The 16,589-nt window shown below is 61.8% G+C and carries 14 protein-coding genes; 5 read left to right on the plus strand and 9 right to left on the minus strand.

Annotated elements, in window-relative coordinates; translation table 11 throughout:
- Positions 1-46: 46 nt before the first annotated feature.
- Entirely contained in the window at positions 47-532 is a 486-nt protein-coding gene (locus tag AC1Q67_RS13745; protein WP_492235939.1) for an NUDIX domain-containing protein, read from the minus strand.
- 123 nt (positions 533-655) lie between these two features.
- On the opposite strand from AC1Q67_RS13745, the gene AC1Q67_RS13750 reads away from it, so the two are divergent.
- Positions 656-1,555: a metallophosphoesterase family protein gene (locus AC1Q67_RS13750; protein ID WP_492235941.1), complete on the plus strand. Its 900-nt coding sequence runs from the start codon at positions 656-658 to the stop codon at positions 1,553-1,555.
- Here the strand turns inward: AC1Q67_RS13750 and AC1Q67_RS13755 are convergent.
- The 3 genes from AC1Q67_RS13755 to AC1Q67_RS13765 all read right to left on the minus strand — a co-directional run bounded on the left by AC1Q67_RS13755 (position 1,552) and on the right by AC1Q67_RS13765 (position 4,326).
- Positions 1,552-2,112 carry a hypothetical protein gene (locus AC1Q67_RS13755; RefSeq protein WP_492235942.1) on the minus strand — a complete coding sequence of 187 codons (561 nt, stop codon included), beginning with the start codon at positions 2,110-2,112 and terminating at the stop codon, positions 1,552-1,554. The genes AC1Q67_RS13750 and AC1Q67_RS13755 overlap by 4 nt on opposite strands.
- A 207-nt stretch (positions 2,113-2,319) precedes the next feature.
- Positions 2,320-2,529 (minus strand): DUF4170 domain-containing protein, encoded by a 210-nt coding sequence (locus tag AC1Q67_RS13760; protein WP_006018959.1) that lies wholly within the window; start codon positions 2,527-2,529, stop codon positions 2,320-2,322.
- A 357-nt stretch (positions 2,530-2,886) separates the two neighbouring features.
- Positions 2,887-4,326: a helix-turn-helix domain-containing protein gene (locus AC1Q67_RS13765; RefSeq protein WP_492235944.1), complete on the minus strand. Its 1,440-nt coding sequence runs from the start codon at positions 4,324-4,326 to the stop codon at positions 2,887-2,889.
- Between the two features lie 150 nt (positions 4,327-4,476).
- Here AC1Q67_RS13765 and AC1Q67_RS13770 point away from each other — a divergent pair, with 150 nt between their 5' ends.
- The 4 genes from AC1Q67_RS13770 (at position 4,477) to AC1Q67_RS13785 (ending at position 9,517) form a co-directional block, all read left to right on the plus strand.
- Positions 4,477-6,117, plus strand: a complete 1,641-nt coding sequence (locus tag AC1Q67_RS13770; RefSeq protein WP_024575987.1) for an isocitrate lyase — start codon at positions 4,477-4,479, stop codon at positions 6,115-6,117.
- Positions 6,118-6,354: 237 nt separating this feature from the next.
- On the plus strand, positions 6,355-7,578 hold the full coding sequence (locus tag AC1Q67_RS13775; RefSeq protein ID WP_492235945.1) for a lytic murein transglycosylase: 1,224 nt from the start codon (positions 6,355-6,357) through the stop codon (positions 7,576-7,578).
- An 89-nt stretch (positions 7,579-7,667) separates the two neighbouring features.
- Positions 7,668-8,168, plus strand: coding sequence for a DUF1993 domain-containing protein (locus tag AC1Q67_RS13780; protein ID WP_492235947.1), 501 nt, complete (start codon positions 7,668-7,670; stop codon positions 8,166-8,168).
- 251 nt (positions 8,169-8,419) lie between these two features.
- Entirely contained in the window at positions 8,420-9,517 is a 1,098-nt protein-coding gene (locus AC1Q67_RS13785) for an alkene reductase (RefSeq protein WP_492235949.1), read from the plus strand.
- A 70-nt stretch (positions 9,518-9,587) separates the two neighbouring features.
- Here AC1Q67_RS13785 and AC1Q67_RS13790 read toward each other — a convergent pair whose 3' ends face one another.
- The 5 genes from AC1Q67_RS13790 to AC1Q67_RS13810 form a co-directional block, all read right to left on the minus strand.
- Positions 9,588-9,782, minus strand: coding sequence for a hypothetical protein (locus AC1Q67_RS13790; RefSeq protein ID WP_492235950.1), 195 nt, complete (start codon positions 9,780-9,782; stop codon positions 9,588-9,590).
- A gap of 377 nt (positions 9,783-10,159) precedes the next feature.
- Positions 10,160-10,588 (minus strand): acyl-CoA thioesterase, encoded by a 429-nt coding sequence (locus AC1Q67_RS13795; RefSeq protein ID WP_492235951.1) that lies wholly within the window; start codon positions 10,586-10,588, stop codon positions 10,160-10,162.
- A gap of 38 nt (positions 10,589-10,626) precedes the next feature.
- On the minus strand, positions 10,627-12,714 hold the full coding sequence (locus tag AC1Q67_RS13800) for a 3-hydroxyacyl-CoA dehydrogenase NAD-binding domain-containing protein (protein WP_492235953.1): 2,088 nt from the start codon (positions 12,712-12,714) through the stop codon (positions 10,627-10,629).
- 10 nt (positions 12,715-12,724) lie between these two features.
- Complete coding sequence (locus tag AC1Q67_RS13805; protein ID WP_492235954.1) at positions 12,725-14,008, minus strand: acetyl-CoA C-acetyltransferase; 1,284 nt, start codon at positions 14,006-14,008, stop codon at positions 12,725-12,727.
- Entirely contained in the window at positions 14,008-16,284 is a 2,277-nt protein-coding gene (locus AC1Q67_RS13810) for an acyl-CoA dehydrogenase (RefSeq protein ID WP_492235955.1), read from the minus strand. Before AC1Q67_RS13810 ends, AC1Q67_RS13805 begins: the two co-directional genes overlap by 1 nt.
- Positions 16,285-16,589 lie beyond the last annotated feature (305 nt).

Consider the following 16,589-nt stretch of genomic DNA (forward strand, 5'->3'; position numbering starts at 1 on the left):
CCGGGCTCGCTCGCAACATGCTAGCGCCCCGGCATGACCTTGATGATTAAATCCAGTCCTCGGTCAGAGGCCGGTTGTCCAGCACTTCGGCGATCCGCGCCTGCGTCCCGCGGGTGGTGTCGGGCGGCAGGTCGGCAACCCCAAAAAACCCGCAGGCCACGATCTCATGATTGGGCTCCGGCATCCGGTCCTGACGGTACTGGCGCACGACATAAACCGCGACATGATCGCGCGGCGACACCCGGCGGTTGAAGAACAGGCCATGCAGGAGCGGCTGGCCGGTCATCTCGATACGCCCCTCTTCGATCAGTTCGCGTCTCAGCGAACTCAGAAAGGTCTCGCCGGTCTCGACGCCGCCACCCGGCAGATGCCAGCCGGACACGTAGCTGTGCCTGACCAGGAACACGCGGTTCTCGCCATCGAGCACAACGGCGCGAACGCCGAGTGTCATGCCCCGGGCGAACCGCCAATAGAAATGAAACAAACGGCGGATCAGGGGCTCGAACCGCGCGCGAAAGTCCTGAATGTTCATGGCGCGAGATTCCGTCCAGCGATCGTGTTATGTCAGTCTGTCCCCGAACGAACGGCATGAGGACGCGAGAGTGATAGCGAACGAAAGCGTGATAGCATTTCGATTCCAGACGGTCACGTTTCAATGACGCCGTTCGTGCTCGCGCATCTGTCCGATCCGCATCTTGGCCCGATGCCGCGGCCCCGCCTGCGCGAACTCGCGGGCAAGCGCGCGATCGGCTATCTCAACTGGAAGCGCAAGCGGCACATGGTCCACCGGCGCGAGGTGCTCGGCGAGCTCGTCGCCGACATGCATGCGCAGCAGCCCGATCACATCGCCGTCACCGGCGATCTCGTCAACATCGCGCTGCCGCTGGAATTCGCCGAAGCCCGCAGGTGGCTCGCCAGCGTCGGCGCGCCGGAGGATGTCTCGCTGGTGCCGGGCAATCACGACGCCTATGTGCGCGGCATCCGCGACCACTTTCCGCAAATCTGGGCGGACTATTTTCGCGGCGACAGCACCGCCGACAGCAACGGCGCGATGTTTCCCTATCTGCGGCGGCGGGGGCCTCTGGCGCTGATCGGCGTATCCACCGCAGTCCCCACCGCGCCGTTCATGGCGACAGGGCGGCTTGGACAGCAGCAGCGCAGCGATCTTGAAAAGCTGCTGCCGCAGCTTGCTTCCGAAAAGCTGTTTCGCGTGCTGCTGATTCATCACCCGCCGAAAACATCGCCCGGCCGATGGGCAGCGCGGCTGCGCGATTCCGATGAACTGCTGGATCTGGTCGCACGCTACGGCGTCGAACTCGTGCTTCACGGTCATGATCATCGCCATGCCACCGTGTGGCTCGATGGACCACGCGGGCGGATCCCGGCGATCGGCGTGCCGTCGGCGTCCGCCATGGCGCACGGGCACAATCACCCTGCGGCGTACAATCTGTTTTCAGTGAAACGCGACGGCGATACATGGCGCTGCGATCATCGCGTGCGCGGCTTTGCCGACGGGATGAAGCTCGGCGAACTCAACCATGAGAAACTGATCTAGATTCCGCGCAGCGCCATCACCAGCGCGAAACCGAACAGCGCGGCAAGGCCCGCTGCGAATCCAAACGCAAACGTCCAAACGCCGCTGCGGCGTTTCACCGGGGCAGACGCTGCGGCGGGTGCCGGAGCCGGCGTCACCACCATCGCATGCTCGCGCTCGATCAGGCGGCGCGCGATGTAATCCGTCACCGCATCGACCATCACGGGAATGTCGTGCGACTCGGCAATCACAATGCGGCCGAAACGGGTGTCCTGCGTGAAACGATAGATGCGCTTGTCGCGGCCCATCGCGATATGCGCGACGGCGTCGATCCAGAGCCGCGGCGTATCGCCCTGGCTGATGCCACGATCGAACAGATCGACGCCGGCGGGAATCTCGGAGAACAGCGAATCGAGCGCGTCGTTGAGAATTTCCAGACGGGCGACTTCGGCGTCGCGCAGATCGACCACGACGCTGGTGCGGTCGGCGGCCTCGATCCGCGCTTTCCGCAAGGCGTCACGCAGCCGAAACGGGTTCGGTTTACCAGCCGAATCGCTCGGGACGCTCTGTTCCGCCATGACCTGAAAACCTTAGGGTTCGATAGGTTTGTTTCGACACCCTTAATCTATCAGTAACCCTGTTCCCGCGCCAAGGCCCCGGGCCCTTTCGCGTGCGGTTTCGCGGCGTTGTTCATGTCCCAAAATGAAAAAACGGCCCCGTCCGGAAGCGGAACAGGGGCCGTAAATTGGGGTGGGCGACGAACCCCGCCCGGGAGTTGTCAGGTGTCAGGTATTCGAGCGGTTCGGTTCTTCCACGATGGAAAAACGAACACTGCCGCGATGACGGTTCTCCTCGGAGACGACACGCCAGGCGTCCTCGGCTTCCTTGCGGGTCTTGAAGGGACCCTGAACCTGTGCCGAGCCCGCCACAAGTTTGTGGAAGTTCATCGAGCCGAACTCTCCGCCGATCACCCAGAAAATGCTGCCGCCGCTCATGTGAGTCTCCGTTCGTTAGCTTGAGCGTAACCGACTGGTTTGTGAGCACGGTCTTTTCGGAAATCCATCCGCTTCCGGCCATGCCCGGCATTTCAGCCGCTTGCGCTTCTATCTCGTGTCTCGTCCTGGATACTATCTAATCACGTTGCCGCCGTTTGTAATGGAAATTTTGCATGAATCCAGTGCGGCAGTTCGCAGGTCCGCATCATTTCGCAGCGCCTGCTTTGCAGACTCGTGAACCAGGGCAATAATAGTGGAGCGGATCTCGACTCCGAAGCTCCGCCGGAAGCACATACGAAAGTGCCTGCAAAATAAGGCGAACTTCGGTTTAACGATGTGATGGCGGATTGCGATTTCTCAATCGGACGAGAACCCGAACGGAACACTGAGCCGCCGGTAATCGTCCGGCAACAGTTCACGGCCGATCGGAAGTTCGGATCGCGCGGCACATGTCGGACGATGGCAGACGCGGCACGCAACGCCGATCGGCGTTGGCGCATCGGCGCGTGGCCCTGATTCATCGCTGGTATAAATCAGTTTTTCTGCATGTTCAGCGGCGCAGCCGATCGCAATCGCCCGCTCCACGCGCGGCGCGCCGAACGAACCGCCCCCGGCAGTAACCGTGCGGGCGATGGAGAAAAATCGCTGACCGTCTGGCAATTCCAGCCATTGCGTCACGATCTGGCGCGGCGTCTTGAAGACGCCGTGCACCGACCAGAGCGGACACGCGCCGCCGTGTTTTGCAAAGGGGAAACCCGCACCATCGAGCAGTTTGGAAATATTTCCGGCCGGATCGACGCGGATCAGAAAGAACGGAACCTTCTCGAATCCTGGCCTCTGCAGGGTCGTAATGCGATGCGCCGTCTGCTCGAAGCTAGTTCCGAACTGGCGCGCCAGCGCTTCCATGTCGTAGCGGCGCGTCTCCGCGGCTTTCACGAATGCGGAATACGGCATGATGAGCGCCGCAGCGGCGTAACTCGCGAGCGACCGGTGCGCCAGGAGTTCGCCGCTCTTGGTGGTGAACTGGCCGGCTTTCAACGCTGCACCGATCTCATCTTCAAATTCGAGATAGGCGAGTTGCTGAGCCAACTGGAAGTTGAAGCTCGCGGTGTCGAGCGAGTCATCGAACAGGATTTCCTTACGGTGACGATCCAGCCGCCGCACCGAGCCTAGCATGACATTGGGCGGCAAATGGCGGACGCGGAGATTGTGCCGCGAGCGCAGCCGCTCGATCAGCCAGGCCTGGTCCGCCGGCCCCTGAAGAATGCGCTCTGCCGCGTCGTCAATATCCGCGAAGTTATTTCGGCGCGCGGCCAGAAACCGCCGGACTTCCGCGACCGGATCGTTGGCATCCAAACCGCCAGGCCCTGAGCGCGATGCAGCCCCTGTCAGGCCGGGGCTCCTGCGATCGGCCAGTGCGAGCTGTTCCTCGCGGTAGGCCGTGTAGAGCCGCAGGAATGCTTCCGCCAATCCGGGATAGCCGATGGCGATATCGCTGATTTCAAGCGGCGGAATATCGATGTCGGCAAACATCGGCTCCTTCAGAACCGCCTGCATGCGTGCGGTGTGATCGGCGCCGCCATCGCCTGCCAGATCCGCCAGATCAATCTTGTAGGTGCGGGCGAGACGGAGCAGCATATCCGCCGTCACCGGCCGCTGATTGCGCTCCAGAAGCGCCACGTAAGGTGCGGAGATATCCAGATCGGCTGCCATATCGGCCTGAGTCAGCCCCAGATCGCGCCGCAGCCGCCGCAGCCGCGGACCCATGAAAACCGAGCGAATTGTGGTTGTCGCCATGGCCGTCGGCCCTACTTAATTACCCCTATTGTAAACTAATTACAGCATTACAAGGAAAGTTTGTAAAGTCTGACAAGCTATCTTCAATCCCTCTAGCGAATGCCCGCGCAATGGGTTGAAACAGGGACAACTTCACAAGGGAACACCACCATGAATTACCAATCGCGCGGAATCTCCGACCAAGCAATTCAAGGCCCGTCTTCCTACAAGGCGGAAATCACTGCGGCTGAGGCTCTCCTCAAGGATCATCCGGCCTGGAACGGTGTGACCGCCGAGGCGGTTGCCCGCATGCGCCTGCAGAACCGTTTCAAGACCGGCCTCGATGTCGCCCGCTACACCGCGGACGTGATGCGCGCGGACATGGCTGCGTACGATGCTGATCCGACCAAGTACACCCAGTCGCTGGGTTGCTGGCACGGCTTCATCGCCCAGCAGAAGCTGATCTCGATCAAGAAGCACTTCGGCGGCAAGACCGATCGCCGTTACCTCTACCTGTCGGGCTGGATGATCGCAGCGCTGCGCTCCGAATTCGGACCGCTGCCAGATCAGTCCATGCACGAGAAGACCTCGGTGCCGGCACTGATCGAAGAACTCTACACCTTCCTGCGTCAGGCCGACTCGCGCGAGCTCAACGATATCTTCCGCGAACTCGACGCTGCCCGTAAGGCCGGCGACAAGGCCAAGGAAACCGCGCTGATCGACAAGATCGACAACTTCCAGACCCACGTCGTGCCGGTGATCGCCGACATCGACGCCGGCTTCGGCAACGCGGAAGCAACCTATCTGCTTGCCAAGAAGATGATCGAGGCAGGCGCTTGCGCGCTGCAGATCGAAAACCAGGTGTCGGACGAGAAGCAGTGCGGCCATCAGGACGGCAAGGTCACCGTGCCGCACGAGGTCTTCATCGCGAAGATCCGCGCCTGCCGCCATGCGTTCCTCGAACTCGGCGTGGACAACGGCATCATCGTGACCCGCACCGACTCGCTCGGCGCCGGCCTCACCCAGCAGATCGCCGTCAGCCACAAGCCGGGCGATCTCGGCGACCAGTACAACAGCTTCCTCGACTGCGACGAAGTTGACGCATCCAACGTCGGCAACGGCGACGTGATCATCAGCCGCAACGGCAAGCTGTTGCGTCCGAAGCGCCTGCCGAGCAACCTGTACCAGTTCCGCTCCGGCACCGGCGTCGACCGCTGCGTTCTCGACAGCATCACCTCGCTGCAGCACGGCGCTGACCTGCTGTGGATCGAAACCGAGCGTCCGAACATCGCGCAGATCGCCGAAATGGTCGATCGCATCCGCGAGGTGATCCCGAACGCGAAGCTCGCCTACAACAACTCGCCATCGTTCAACTGGACGCTGAACTTCCGCTGGCAGGTGTTCGACGAGTGGAAGGCGGCCGGCAAGGACGTCAGCAAGTACAACCGCGCCGACCTGATGAAGGTGGAGTATGACGACACGCCGCTGGCGATCGAAGCCGACAACCTGATCCGCACCTTCCAGGCGGATTCGGCCAAGCGCGCCGGCATCTTCCACCACCTGATCACGCTGCCGACCTATCACACGGCTGCGCTGTCGACCGACAACCTCTCGAAGGAATACTTCGGCGACCAGGGCATGCTGGGCTACGTGAAGAACGTTCAGCGTGCGGAAATCCGCCAGGGGATCGCCTGCGCGAAGCACCAGAACATGGCCGGCTCCGACATCGGCGACGACCACAAGGAATACTTCGCTGGCGAAGCGGCCCTCAAGGCCGGTGGCGCTCACAACACGATGAACCAGTTCGGCTAAACGAACGGCTCGACACAATCACAACAACGAAATGCCCGGCCTCAAAGCCGGGCATTTTCTTTTGCGGAAGCTGGGTGCCCCGTGTCGCTCTTGCGTTCGGCCACGCAAGGGAATTGTAAACAACATCCAATTCGTCATTGCCGGGCTTGACCCGGCAATCCATCGCAGCACAAATCGACGAAGATTTTAGATGGATGGCCGGGTCAAGCCCGGCAATGACATTCAGGGGAAACTCTCATGCTGCGCTTTCCTTCCATGTTTGGCGTTCTGCTTGTCGGCGCTGTTGTCATGTTCGCCTCCCCCGCCTTTGCCCAATCCGGCGCACGCTGCCATGGCGGCCAGAGCTTCGATCAGTTTCTGACGCAACTGAAACAGGACGCGGTCGCCGCCGGCGTGTCGCAGCGCGCGATTGCCGCCGCCTCGCCGTACATGGTCTACGATCAGGGCATCGTGAACCGCGACAGGGGCCAGCGCGTGTTCGGCCAGATCTTCACCGAGTTCTCCGGCCGCATGGCGTCCGAAGGCCGCCGCGTCAAAGGCCAGCAACTGATCCAGACTTACGCACAGGCGTTCGCGCGCGCCGAGAAGGAATACGGCGTGCCGCCTGCGGTGATCACGGCATTCTGGGCGCTGGAAAGCGACTTCGGCGCGGTGCAGGGCAAGCTGCCGACGCTGCGCTCGCTGGTCTCGCTGGCTTATGATTGCCGCCGCTCCGAAATGTTCCGGCAGGAGACCATTGCGGCGCTGAAGATCATCGACCGCGGCGATCTTTCGCCGAACGAAATGATCGGTTCATGGGCCGGCGAACTCGGCCAGACTCAATTCCTGCCGCGCCACTACTTCGATTACGCCGTGGACTATGACGGCGACGGCCATCGCAACATGCTGCGCAGTGCGCCGGACGTGATCGGTTCGACCGCGAACTACATCGCGAACGGACTGAAATGGCGGCGCGGCGAGCCGTGGCTGCAGGAAATCCGCGTGCCCGCAAACTTGCCGTGGGATCAGGCCGATCTCACCATCAAGCATCCACGCTCGAAATGGGCGGTTTGGGGCGTGACCTATGCCGACGGGCGTCCGCTGCCCAAGGACGAACTGCCCGCTTCCGTTCTGCTGCCGATGGGCCGCTCCGGGCCGGCGTTTCTCGCCTATCCGAATTTTGCCGCCTACACCGAGTGGAATAACTCGCTGATCTATTCGACCACGGCGGGCTATCTCGCCACCCGCATCGCGGGCGCAGGACCGATGCGAAAACCAGCAACGCTGGTTGCGCAACTGCCTTTCAACGAGATCAAGGAATTGCAGCAACTGCTCTCAAGGCAGGGCTATAACGTCGGCAAGATCGACGGCATCCTCGGCCAGCAAAGCCGCATCGCGATCAAGACCATGCAGGTCAAATACGGCCTGCCGGCCGATTCGTGGCCGACCGCCGAATTGCTGGCGCGCATGCGTGGCGGCTGATTGTCAACCGCCGGCACTTGCAAGCGCAAGGAGAACAGCTACATCGGGCCAGTCCGCTTCACGGCAAGATTTTCCCCGAAAGGTCCCCCATGTCATTCTATGACGGCTCCGTTCCGGTCTTTGTCCACACACTGACGGCGATGTCTGCATTTCTCGCCAAGGCCGAAGGCTTTGCGAAGGAAAAATCAATCGATCCTGATGTTTTGCTGAACGCACGGCTGCACCCGACCATGTATCCGCTCAAGCGGCAGGTGATGGCGGCGTGCGATGCCGCGGTGCGCGCATCTGCACGCTTCGCGCAGCTTGAACTTCCGTCATTCCCTGACACCGAGAATACATTCGCCGAGTTGCAGGCTCGAATCGAGAAGGTGCTTAACAACATCAAGACGATCGAGCCGTCGAAATTCGAGGGCGCAGGGACGCGCGAGATTACGTTTCCTTCGGGACCCGGCACGACGCGAACGGTGACTGGCCAGGAATATCTCAACCACATGGCGCTGCCGAACTTCTTCTTTCACTGCACGACCGCTTACGACATCCTGCGCCACAACGGCGTTGAACTCGGCAAGCGCGACTTCCTCGGCGCGTAAAGATCACGAGGAAAGCAGCGTAACGCTGCTTTCCTTTCGTCCCATCGACGGTGTGAGGACGATTTGCATCGCCTTGCCTCCAAGGCGAGGGAAATCGTTCTTCGCGACGCACGCCTGTGTTTTAAACACGGAACACATGACAGCTATTCAGCCCGCCTGAATCGGCACTTTTCAATCGGCCGTGACTTGCGTTTTCAGAGCAGGGATACTTACATGCACCTGCATCGAAATCGTCTTCAGGAAAAGCAGCCATGTCCGCTTCCAAACTCTTCGATCCCTACAAGCTCGGCGCCGTCACCCTCACCAATCGCGCCGTCATGGCTCCGCTGACGCGCAACCGCGCTGTCGCAGGCTTCGTGCCCAATCCGCTTGCCATCGAATATTACGGTCAGCGCGCGTCTGCCGGTCTGCTGATCACCGAAGCGAGTCAGGTCTCGCAGCAAGGTCAGGGTTATCAGGATACGCCCGGCATCTACACCAAGGAACAGGTCGCTGGCTGGCGCAAGGTCACGGACCGCGTTCATGAGCGCGGCGGCCACATCTACATCCAGCTCTGGCATGTCGGACGCATTTCCCACACCACGTTGCAGGAGAACGGCGGCGCGCCCGTCGCGCCTTCGGCAATCCGCGCCAAGACCAAGACCTTCGTCGGCGGCGCCTTTGCCGATGTCTCCGAGCCTCGCGCACTCGAACTGAGCGAAATCCCCGGCATCATCGAGAACTTCAAGCGCGCAGCCGCCAATGCACTAGAGGCCGGATTCGACGGCGTCGAAATCCACGGCGCAAACGGCTACCTGCTCGATCAGTTCGCCAAGGACGGTTCCAACAAACGCACCGATGCCTACGGTGGTTCGATCGAAAACCGCGCACGCCTGATGATCGAAGTATCAAAGGCTGTGGCATCCGCTGCAGGCGCTGATCGCACCGGCATCCGTATCTCGCCGGTGACACCCGCCAACGATGTTTCCGACAGCAACCCGCAGCCGCTGTTCGATCACATCGTCGATCAGCTCAACGCCCTGAAGCTGATCTACATCCATGTCATCGAAGGCGCGACCGGCGGTCCCCGCGACATCGCGCCGTTCGACTATGATAGCCTGCGGAAGCGCTTCAGCGGCACCTACATCGCCAACAATGGCTACGACTTCAAACTGGCCACCGAAGTGTTGGACAGGAACAAGGCCGACCTGATCGCATTCGGCAAGCCGTTCATTTCAAATCCCGACCTCGTCGAACGTCTGAAGCTCGGTGCGCCGCTGAATGACTTTGACAAGGCGACGTTCTATGGCGGCGGCGCAAAGGGCTACACCGACTATCCCGCGCTCGGCCAGCAGGCCGCAGCCGAGTAAGCGGCTCACGCATCTGGAATCATAAAGGCCGGGCGATGTCCCGGCCTTTTCGCTTGGGGAATTCGGATGTCTATGCGGGAAGCGGATCCAGCCGCCCGGCGAGAAACCGCGTGGCGGCGCGCTCGGCTTCGCGCGCGTTCTTGAACACGCGGCCGTCGAGCGGATTGAATTTATGCACAGCCGCGAAGAACCGGAAACCGGACTTCTCGCGAACGACAATACCTGCGGCTTCCGAGCTGACTTCGATGATGTAGGTGTCCGACATGTTTCTTATCCCGTGCCCCTTGGGGTTCCTCACGCGCAATAACTCCGAAGAGCTGAAAAGGTTTCAGCCCTGAATTGTCCAACACATCACTCGTCGTCCTCATCGCTATGCACATCCCGGGCCAACACCTGAAGCCGGTATTCGGCCCAAAATGACTCAAAAGCGAACCTCCAGTGACTCCGGTCTGTGCAGACCGCCGAACCTGTAGGCGCTTCGCGCGACAGTTTTATAACTGGAATGTAGAGGCCGGAAGATCGTCGGCCATGCCGCGACAAAATAGCAATGCCGGTTCCGTTCAACGCGTCGAAACGGGACGAACGAAGTCGTGCAACCGTCACAGTTGCGAAGAATTACCTAACACGTTGAGGAATCACCCGTCAGACGCTGACGGACTGCACTTGTTGCCGGATAAGCTGCGGACGGCCCGCGTCGTCGATCGCAACGTAGGTATAGTTCCCGTCAGTCACGAGAATCAGTTGCGATTCGTTTCGGCGTTGCACCCACGCCTCGATATGCACGGTGATCGAGGTGCGCCCGAGCCGGACCGTGGTGCAAAAAACCGACACGACGTCGCCGACATTGACCGGCTTGCGGAAGGTCATGGCTTCGATCGCGACCGTAACGGCACGGCTCTGCGAAACCTTTGATGCGAAGATGCCGCCCGCAATATCCATCTGGCTGAGCAGCCAGCCGCCGAAAATATCACCGTTCTGATTGGTGTCCGCCGGCATCGCCATGGTGCGAATGGACAGCTCGCCTTCCGGCGCGGCCGGTGCTGGCGCAGCGTGAACGGGCGTGTCTGCCATTGATGCAATCCATCAAATGATACCGAACGAGAGTCTACTCAGGCGAACGTATCCCACCCGGCATCCGGTTTAAAGCGGTCGCCGAACTTTGCCTCCAGGGCTTTCAGTGCAGCGGCGACGTTGGCACCGCCACGCGTGCGCGCATAATTGAGCGGCCCGCCGCGGAACGGTGCGTAGCCGGTGCCGAAGATCATCGCGCCGTCCACCACATCGCCGTTCTCGACAATGCCTTCGCGCAGACAGGCGACGCAGACGTTCGACATCGGCAGGATGAGGCGGTCGATCATCTCCTCGGTGGGCTGCACCGGCGACGGCAGCTTCACCGCCTTGCCGTCCTTCCACTCGTAGAATCCCTTGCCGGTCTTGCGGCCAAGCTCGCCCTTCTTGACCTTGTCGCGCAGCCAGTCCGGCGCTGGCGGGAGCGCGGCTTCGCCGAACTTCGAGCGCAGCATGTCGCCGACCGCCAGACAGATATCGAGCCCGACCTGATCGGCGAGTTCGATTGGCCCCATGGGCATGCCGAACTTCTCGGCGGCGGCGTCGATCACCGCCTTGTCCACCTTCTCGTCGAGCATCACCATCGCTTCCAGCATGTATGGCGTCAGCGCGCGGTTGACGAGGAAGCCCGGCGAACTCTTCACCGGCAGCGGCAGGCGGTCGATAGCGCCGACGAACTTCACGGCCGCCGCCAGTGCATGCGGATCGACCGAGTCGTGGCTCACCACCTCGACAAGCTGAAGGCGCGACACCGGATTGAAGAAATGCAGGCCCAGCAGCCGCTCGGGATTCTTCAGCGTGGTGCGCAGGTCCTGCAACGGAATGCTGGATGTGTTGGTCGCAAGGATTGCACCGGGTTTCATGACAGGCTCAAGCCCGGCATAGACCTTCTGTTTCAGTTCGAGCTTTTCCGGCACCGCCTCGATAATGAGATCGGCGTTGCGCACGCCCTCCCCGGTTATGTCCGGCATCAGCCGGTCGAGCGCATCGCGCAGATCGGTCTTCCTGCGGATGATCTTGCCGAACAGATCCGCCGCCCGCTTGATTGCCCCGGCAATAGGCTCGGCCTTCATGTCGGCCAGCGTCACGCGCAGGCCCTGATAGGCGCACCACGCGGCGATGTCGCCGCCCATCGCACCCGCGCCGATGACATGAACATGCTTCACGGTGTTGCGGCCATCGGCGAGCTTCTTCATCTGCTCGCGCAGGAAGAACACGCGGATCAGATTCTGCGCGGTCGGCGTCACCATCAGATTGGCGAACGAGACCTGCTCCGCCGCCAGCATCGCCTTGCGATCGCCGCCGTGCTTTTCCCACAGATCGATCAGCGCGTATGGCGCGGGATAATGATCCTTCGGCGCGGTCTTTGCCGCCTCGCCGCGCATCCTGTTGGCAAGAAGGCCGCGCACCGGGCCGAGATTCATCGCTCTCGCAAGCAGGCGCTGCCTGTGCGGCCGCAGCCGCCCGAAGATCGCGTCCTTCACCGCATTTCGGACATGCCGCTCCTGCGTCACCGCATCGGCCAGGCCGAGCGACTTCGCCTTGCGGGCATCGATGGTCTTGCCAGTCAGCATCATCGTCATCGCCTCGAGCGGACTGACGAGATGGGTGAACCGCGCGGTGCCGCCAAGCCCCGGATGCAGGCCGAGCATCACCTCGGGAAATCCGAAGCGTGCATTGTCGATGGCGACGCGCGTGTTGCACGCCAGCGCCACTTCAAGGCCGCCGCCGAGACAGAAGCCGTGGATCACCGCGACGCTCGGAACCTTGAGCGCTTCCAGCCGGTCGACCACCGCATGGGCACGCGCCATTTGGCTTTCGACCTCGCGCGGATCGGTCACACCGCGAAATTCGTTGACGTCTGCACCCGCGATAAAGCCCGACGGCTTCGCCGAGCGAATGACAATGCCTGCGGGGCGGTCCTGCTCCAGCGCGGCGATGACGGTCTCGAACTCTTCGAGCACGCTCGCAGACAGCGTGTTGGCGCTGGTGCCTTCGCGGTCGAACAGCAGCCAGGCGATACCGTCGCTGTCGCGCGTCAGTTTGAAGTTCCTGTACGGTCCAGCCTGCGGCTCAGGTCCGAGTTCGAGGACACGGTCCTTGAGAACATCCATGATGCGTGAGTCCATGTCCGTTCCCTTACACTGTCTCGATCAGCATCGCGCCGCCAAGACCACCGCCGATGCATTCGGTGGCGATGCCGCGCCGGGTGCCGAGCCGCTTCATCGCGTTGACCAGATGAAGCACGATGCGATTGCCGCTGGTGCCGACCGGATGCCCGAGGCTGATCGCGCCGCCATCGACGTTAAGCTTTGTGCGGTCGATCTCGCCCGCCGCGCCTTCGAGACCGAGCACCTGCCGGCAGAACTTGTCGTCGTTCCATGCCGCCAGACACGCCAGCACCTGTGAGGCGAACGCCTCGTTGATTTCCCAGGTCTCGATGTCCTGCAATTTGAGCTTGTTGCGTTTCATGAGTTCGGCCGACGACAGCACCGGGCCGAAACCCATGATGCTCGGATCGAGCCCCGCCCACTGGCTGTCGACGATGATCGCCTTCGGCTTGAGCCCGTATTTGTTGACGGCATCTTCGGACGCCAGGATGGTCCAGCATGCGCCGTCCGTGATCTGGGACGAATTGCCCGGCGTGACCTGCCCCCATGGACGCTCGAAGGCAGGCTTGAGCTTCGCCAGTTTGTCCATGGACGAATCCGGACGCACGCCGTCGTCATGGTCGTAGAACTTGCCGTCGCGCGCGAACGAGGTCTCGACCTCGCCTTTCAGGAATCCCTGCTCCTGCGCATTCGCCAGCCGCCGGTGACTTTCCACCGCATAGGCATCGGCCTGTTCGCGCGTCACGCCCATCAGATGCGCGACGACTTCGGCGGTCTGCCCCATGTTCAGATCGGTGATCGGATCGGTCAGCCCGCGCTCCAGCCCGATGATCGGCTTGAAATATGCCGGTCGTGCTTTCAGGAACGCGGTAATCCTCGAGAGGGTATCCTTCGCAGTTGCAAGCTTCGCGAACCAGCGTACGCCTGACTGCGGAAACACCAGCGGCGCGTAGCTCAGGGCCTCCGCGCCGCCTGCCAAGATCATGTCGGCCTTGCCAGCCTCGATATAGCGGTACGCCGTATCGATCGACTGCATGCCGGAGCCGCAGTTGATCTGCACCGTGAACGCCACCATGCGCTCACCCATGCCGAGACGCAGCGCGGCGACGCGCGCCGGATTCATCTCGTCGGCGATGACATTGACGCACCCGAGAATGACCTGATCGAACGCATTGGGTGCAAACGGCTGCCGGGCCAGCAGCGGCCGCCCGGCCTGAACTGCGAGATCAACCGGGGTGAATGGCCCCGGCCCGCCTTGTGCTTTCAGGAACGGCGTGCGTGCGCCGTCAACGATATAAACCGGACGCGCCATCAGCTTGCCGCCCGGTCCGGGGAGGTCTGCTTGAGATCTGGTTGTTTCAGGTCCTGCCGCTTCCTGTAGATCGGCGACAGCGCTTCGGGCGCGAAATCATCGACTTCGATCACCAGCGCAACCGCATCATGCGCCGCCTTGAGCTTGGCGCCCTCATCTGCGGTGATGACACCTTTCTTCACAGCTTCGCTCCAGTCGCGGATTTTTGCGGCATGCATCTTCTTCTCGATTGGCTCGTTGGCGGTGACCAGCAGGAACGCGCGCTCAAGCCGCGCCAGCGGACTATCGTCGTTGGCATGATAAAGTCCTGCCGTCAGCCGGTCACGTACCGCGCCCGGCGCGAGGATCAGTTGCGCGCAGCGGCTCACAACCTTGTCCGACGGGCCCAGCGGATTGGCGCCGAGCGGCTGAATCAGGAATTTCAGGATCACGCCGACGAAGCGGTTCGGCAGATTGGCAATCACTTCCGCAAGACGGTTCTCAATGGTGCGGATGCCGTTCGCCATCACCCATTCGAGCGCGGCGAAATCGGCGTCCTGACGGCCCTCGTCTTCCCAGCGCTTCAATGCCGCCGACAGCAGATACAGTTCGGAGAGAATGTCGCCGAGCCGTGCCGACAGCATTTCCTTGCGCTTGAGCGCACCGCCGAGCGTCAGCAGCGCCATGTCGGAGCACAGCGCAAACGCTGCCGAATAACGCGAGAGCTGGCGGTAGTAACCGGTCGCGGCGCCAGCCTCGGGCGCCGGAGCAAACGCGCCGCCGGTCCAGCTTCGGCCCCAGGCCCGGAATGTATTGGTGATGGCGTGGCCGACATGCTTCCAGAACGACGCGTCGAAATCGGCCAGACCCTTTTTCCGGTCGGGATCGCCGATCGCATTCATTTCGCTGAGCAGATAAGGGTGCGCGCGCACCGATCCCTGCCCGAACACAATGAGATTGCGGGTCAGGATGTTGGCGCCCTCCACCGTGATGGCGACCGGCACCGAGCGGTAGAGATTGCCCATGTAGTTCTGCGGCCCGTCGATCACGGCCTTGCCGCCATGAATATCCATCGCGTCATCCACCGTGATGCGCAGCCGCTCGGTGGCGTGCAGCTTCATGATGCCCGACACGACGGCCGGATGAATGCCCTGATTGAGCGCGGCGCAGGTCAGCCGGCGCGCGGCGTCGAGCTGATAGGCCGTGCCTGCGATGCGCGCCAGCGGCTCCTCGATGCCCTCGAACTTTCCAATCGGCACATGGAATTGCTCGCGGATGCGCGCATAGGCCCCGGTGGCGCGCGCGCAATACGCAGCGCCAGCGGAGGACTGCGACGGCAGCGAGATGCCGCGGCCTGCGGCTAGCGCCGTCATCAGCATCTTCCAGCCCTGACCGATGCGCTCCTGTCCGCCGATGATGAAGTCCATCGGAATGAAAACGTCCTTGCCCCAGTTCGGACCGTTCTGGAACACCTGCATCGCCGGAAGATGGCGATGACCGATGCTGACATCCGGCAAATCGGTCGGAATCAGCGCCACCGTGATGCCGAGTTCTTCCTCGCTGCCAATCAGGTGATCTGGATCGTAGGCCTTGAACGCAAGACCAAGCAGCGTCGCCACCGGCCCGAGCGTGATGTAGCGCTTGTGCCAGTTCAGCCGCAGGCCGAGCGTCTCCTTGCCGTTGAACGTGCCCTTACAGATGATGCCGGTGTCGATCATCGACGCGGCGTCGGAGCCGGCCTCCGGGCTGGTCAGCCCGAAGCAGGGAATCTCACGCCCCTCGGCAAGACCGGGCAGCCACTTGTCACGCTGCTCCTTGGTGCCGAAGTGCATCAGGAGTTCACCCGGCCCGAGCGAGTTGGGCACCATCACCGTGACCGCCGCGGTCACCGACCGCGACGAAATTTTCCGCACCACTTCCGAATGAGCATAGGGCGAGAAGCCGAGGCCGCCATAGTCCTTCGGGATAATCATGCCGAGGAATTTCTTGCGCTTGATGAACTCCCAGACTTCGGGCGGCAGATCGCGCCATTCCCAGTTCACCTTCCACTCGTCGACCATCTCGCAAAGCTGCTCGACCGGGCCGTTCAGGAAGGCCATCTCTTCGTCGGTGAGCTTTGCTGGCGCGAAGGCCAGGAACTTCGACCAGTCGGGATTGCCGGTGAACAGATCGGCGTCCCACCAGACGTCGCCGGCCTCGAGCGCCTCGCGCTCGGTGTCGGACATCGGCGGCAGCGCCTTGTGCGCCCACGCGAAGATCGGACGGGTGATGAGATCGCGGCGGAAGGAGAAGCTCATGGGACGATCCTTTTGCGGAAAGGCCAGCGTGACCACGGGGCTGAAATGCTAGGGCATGAACCCGAAATGCGGTAGGGGATTTCGTTTAGATCATGCCTCAACCTTAGTAATCCGGTTCTGACATTCGTATCGCATCTTTCGCAGGCACCTTTACGAATGTCAGAACCAAAGGATCACTAGAAATCATATTTTGCTAGTGTCCTTCGTATTCGACGTTTGCACGGGAGGCGCCGCAAGATGAAGCAAACGTCGGATACGGGGCACTAGCGGCGGCAATGCTGAAAACCAGCTTCGGCGGTGTGTCG

The sequence above is a fragment of the Afipia sp. GW823-FHT06G09 genome (genome assembly GCF_058794875.1).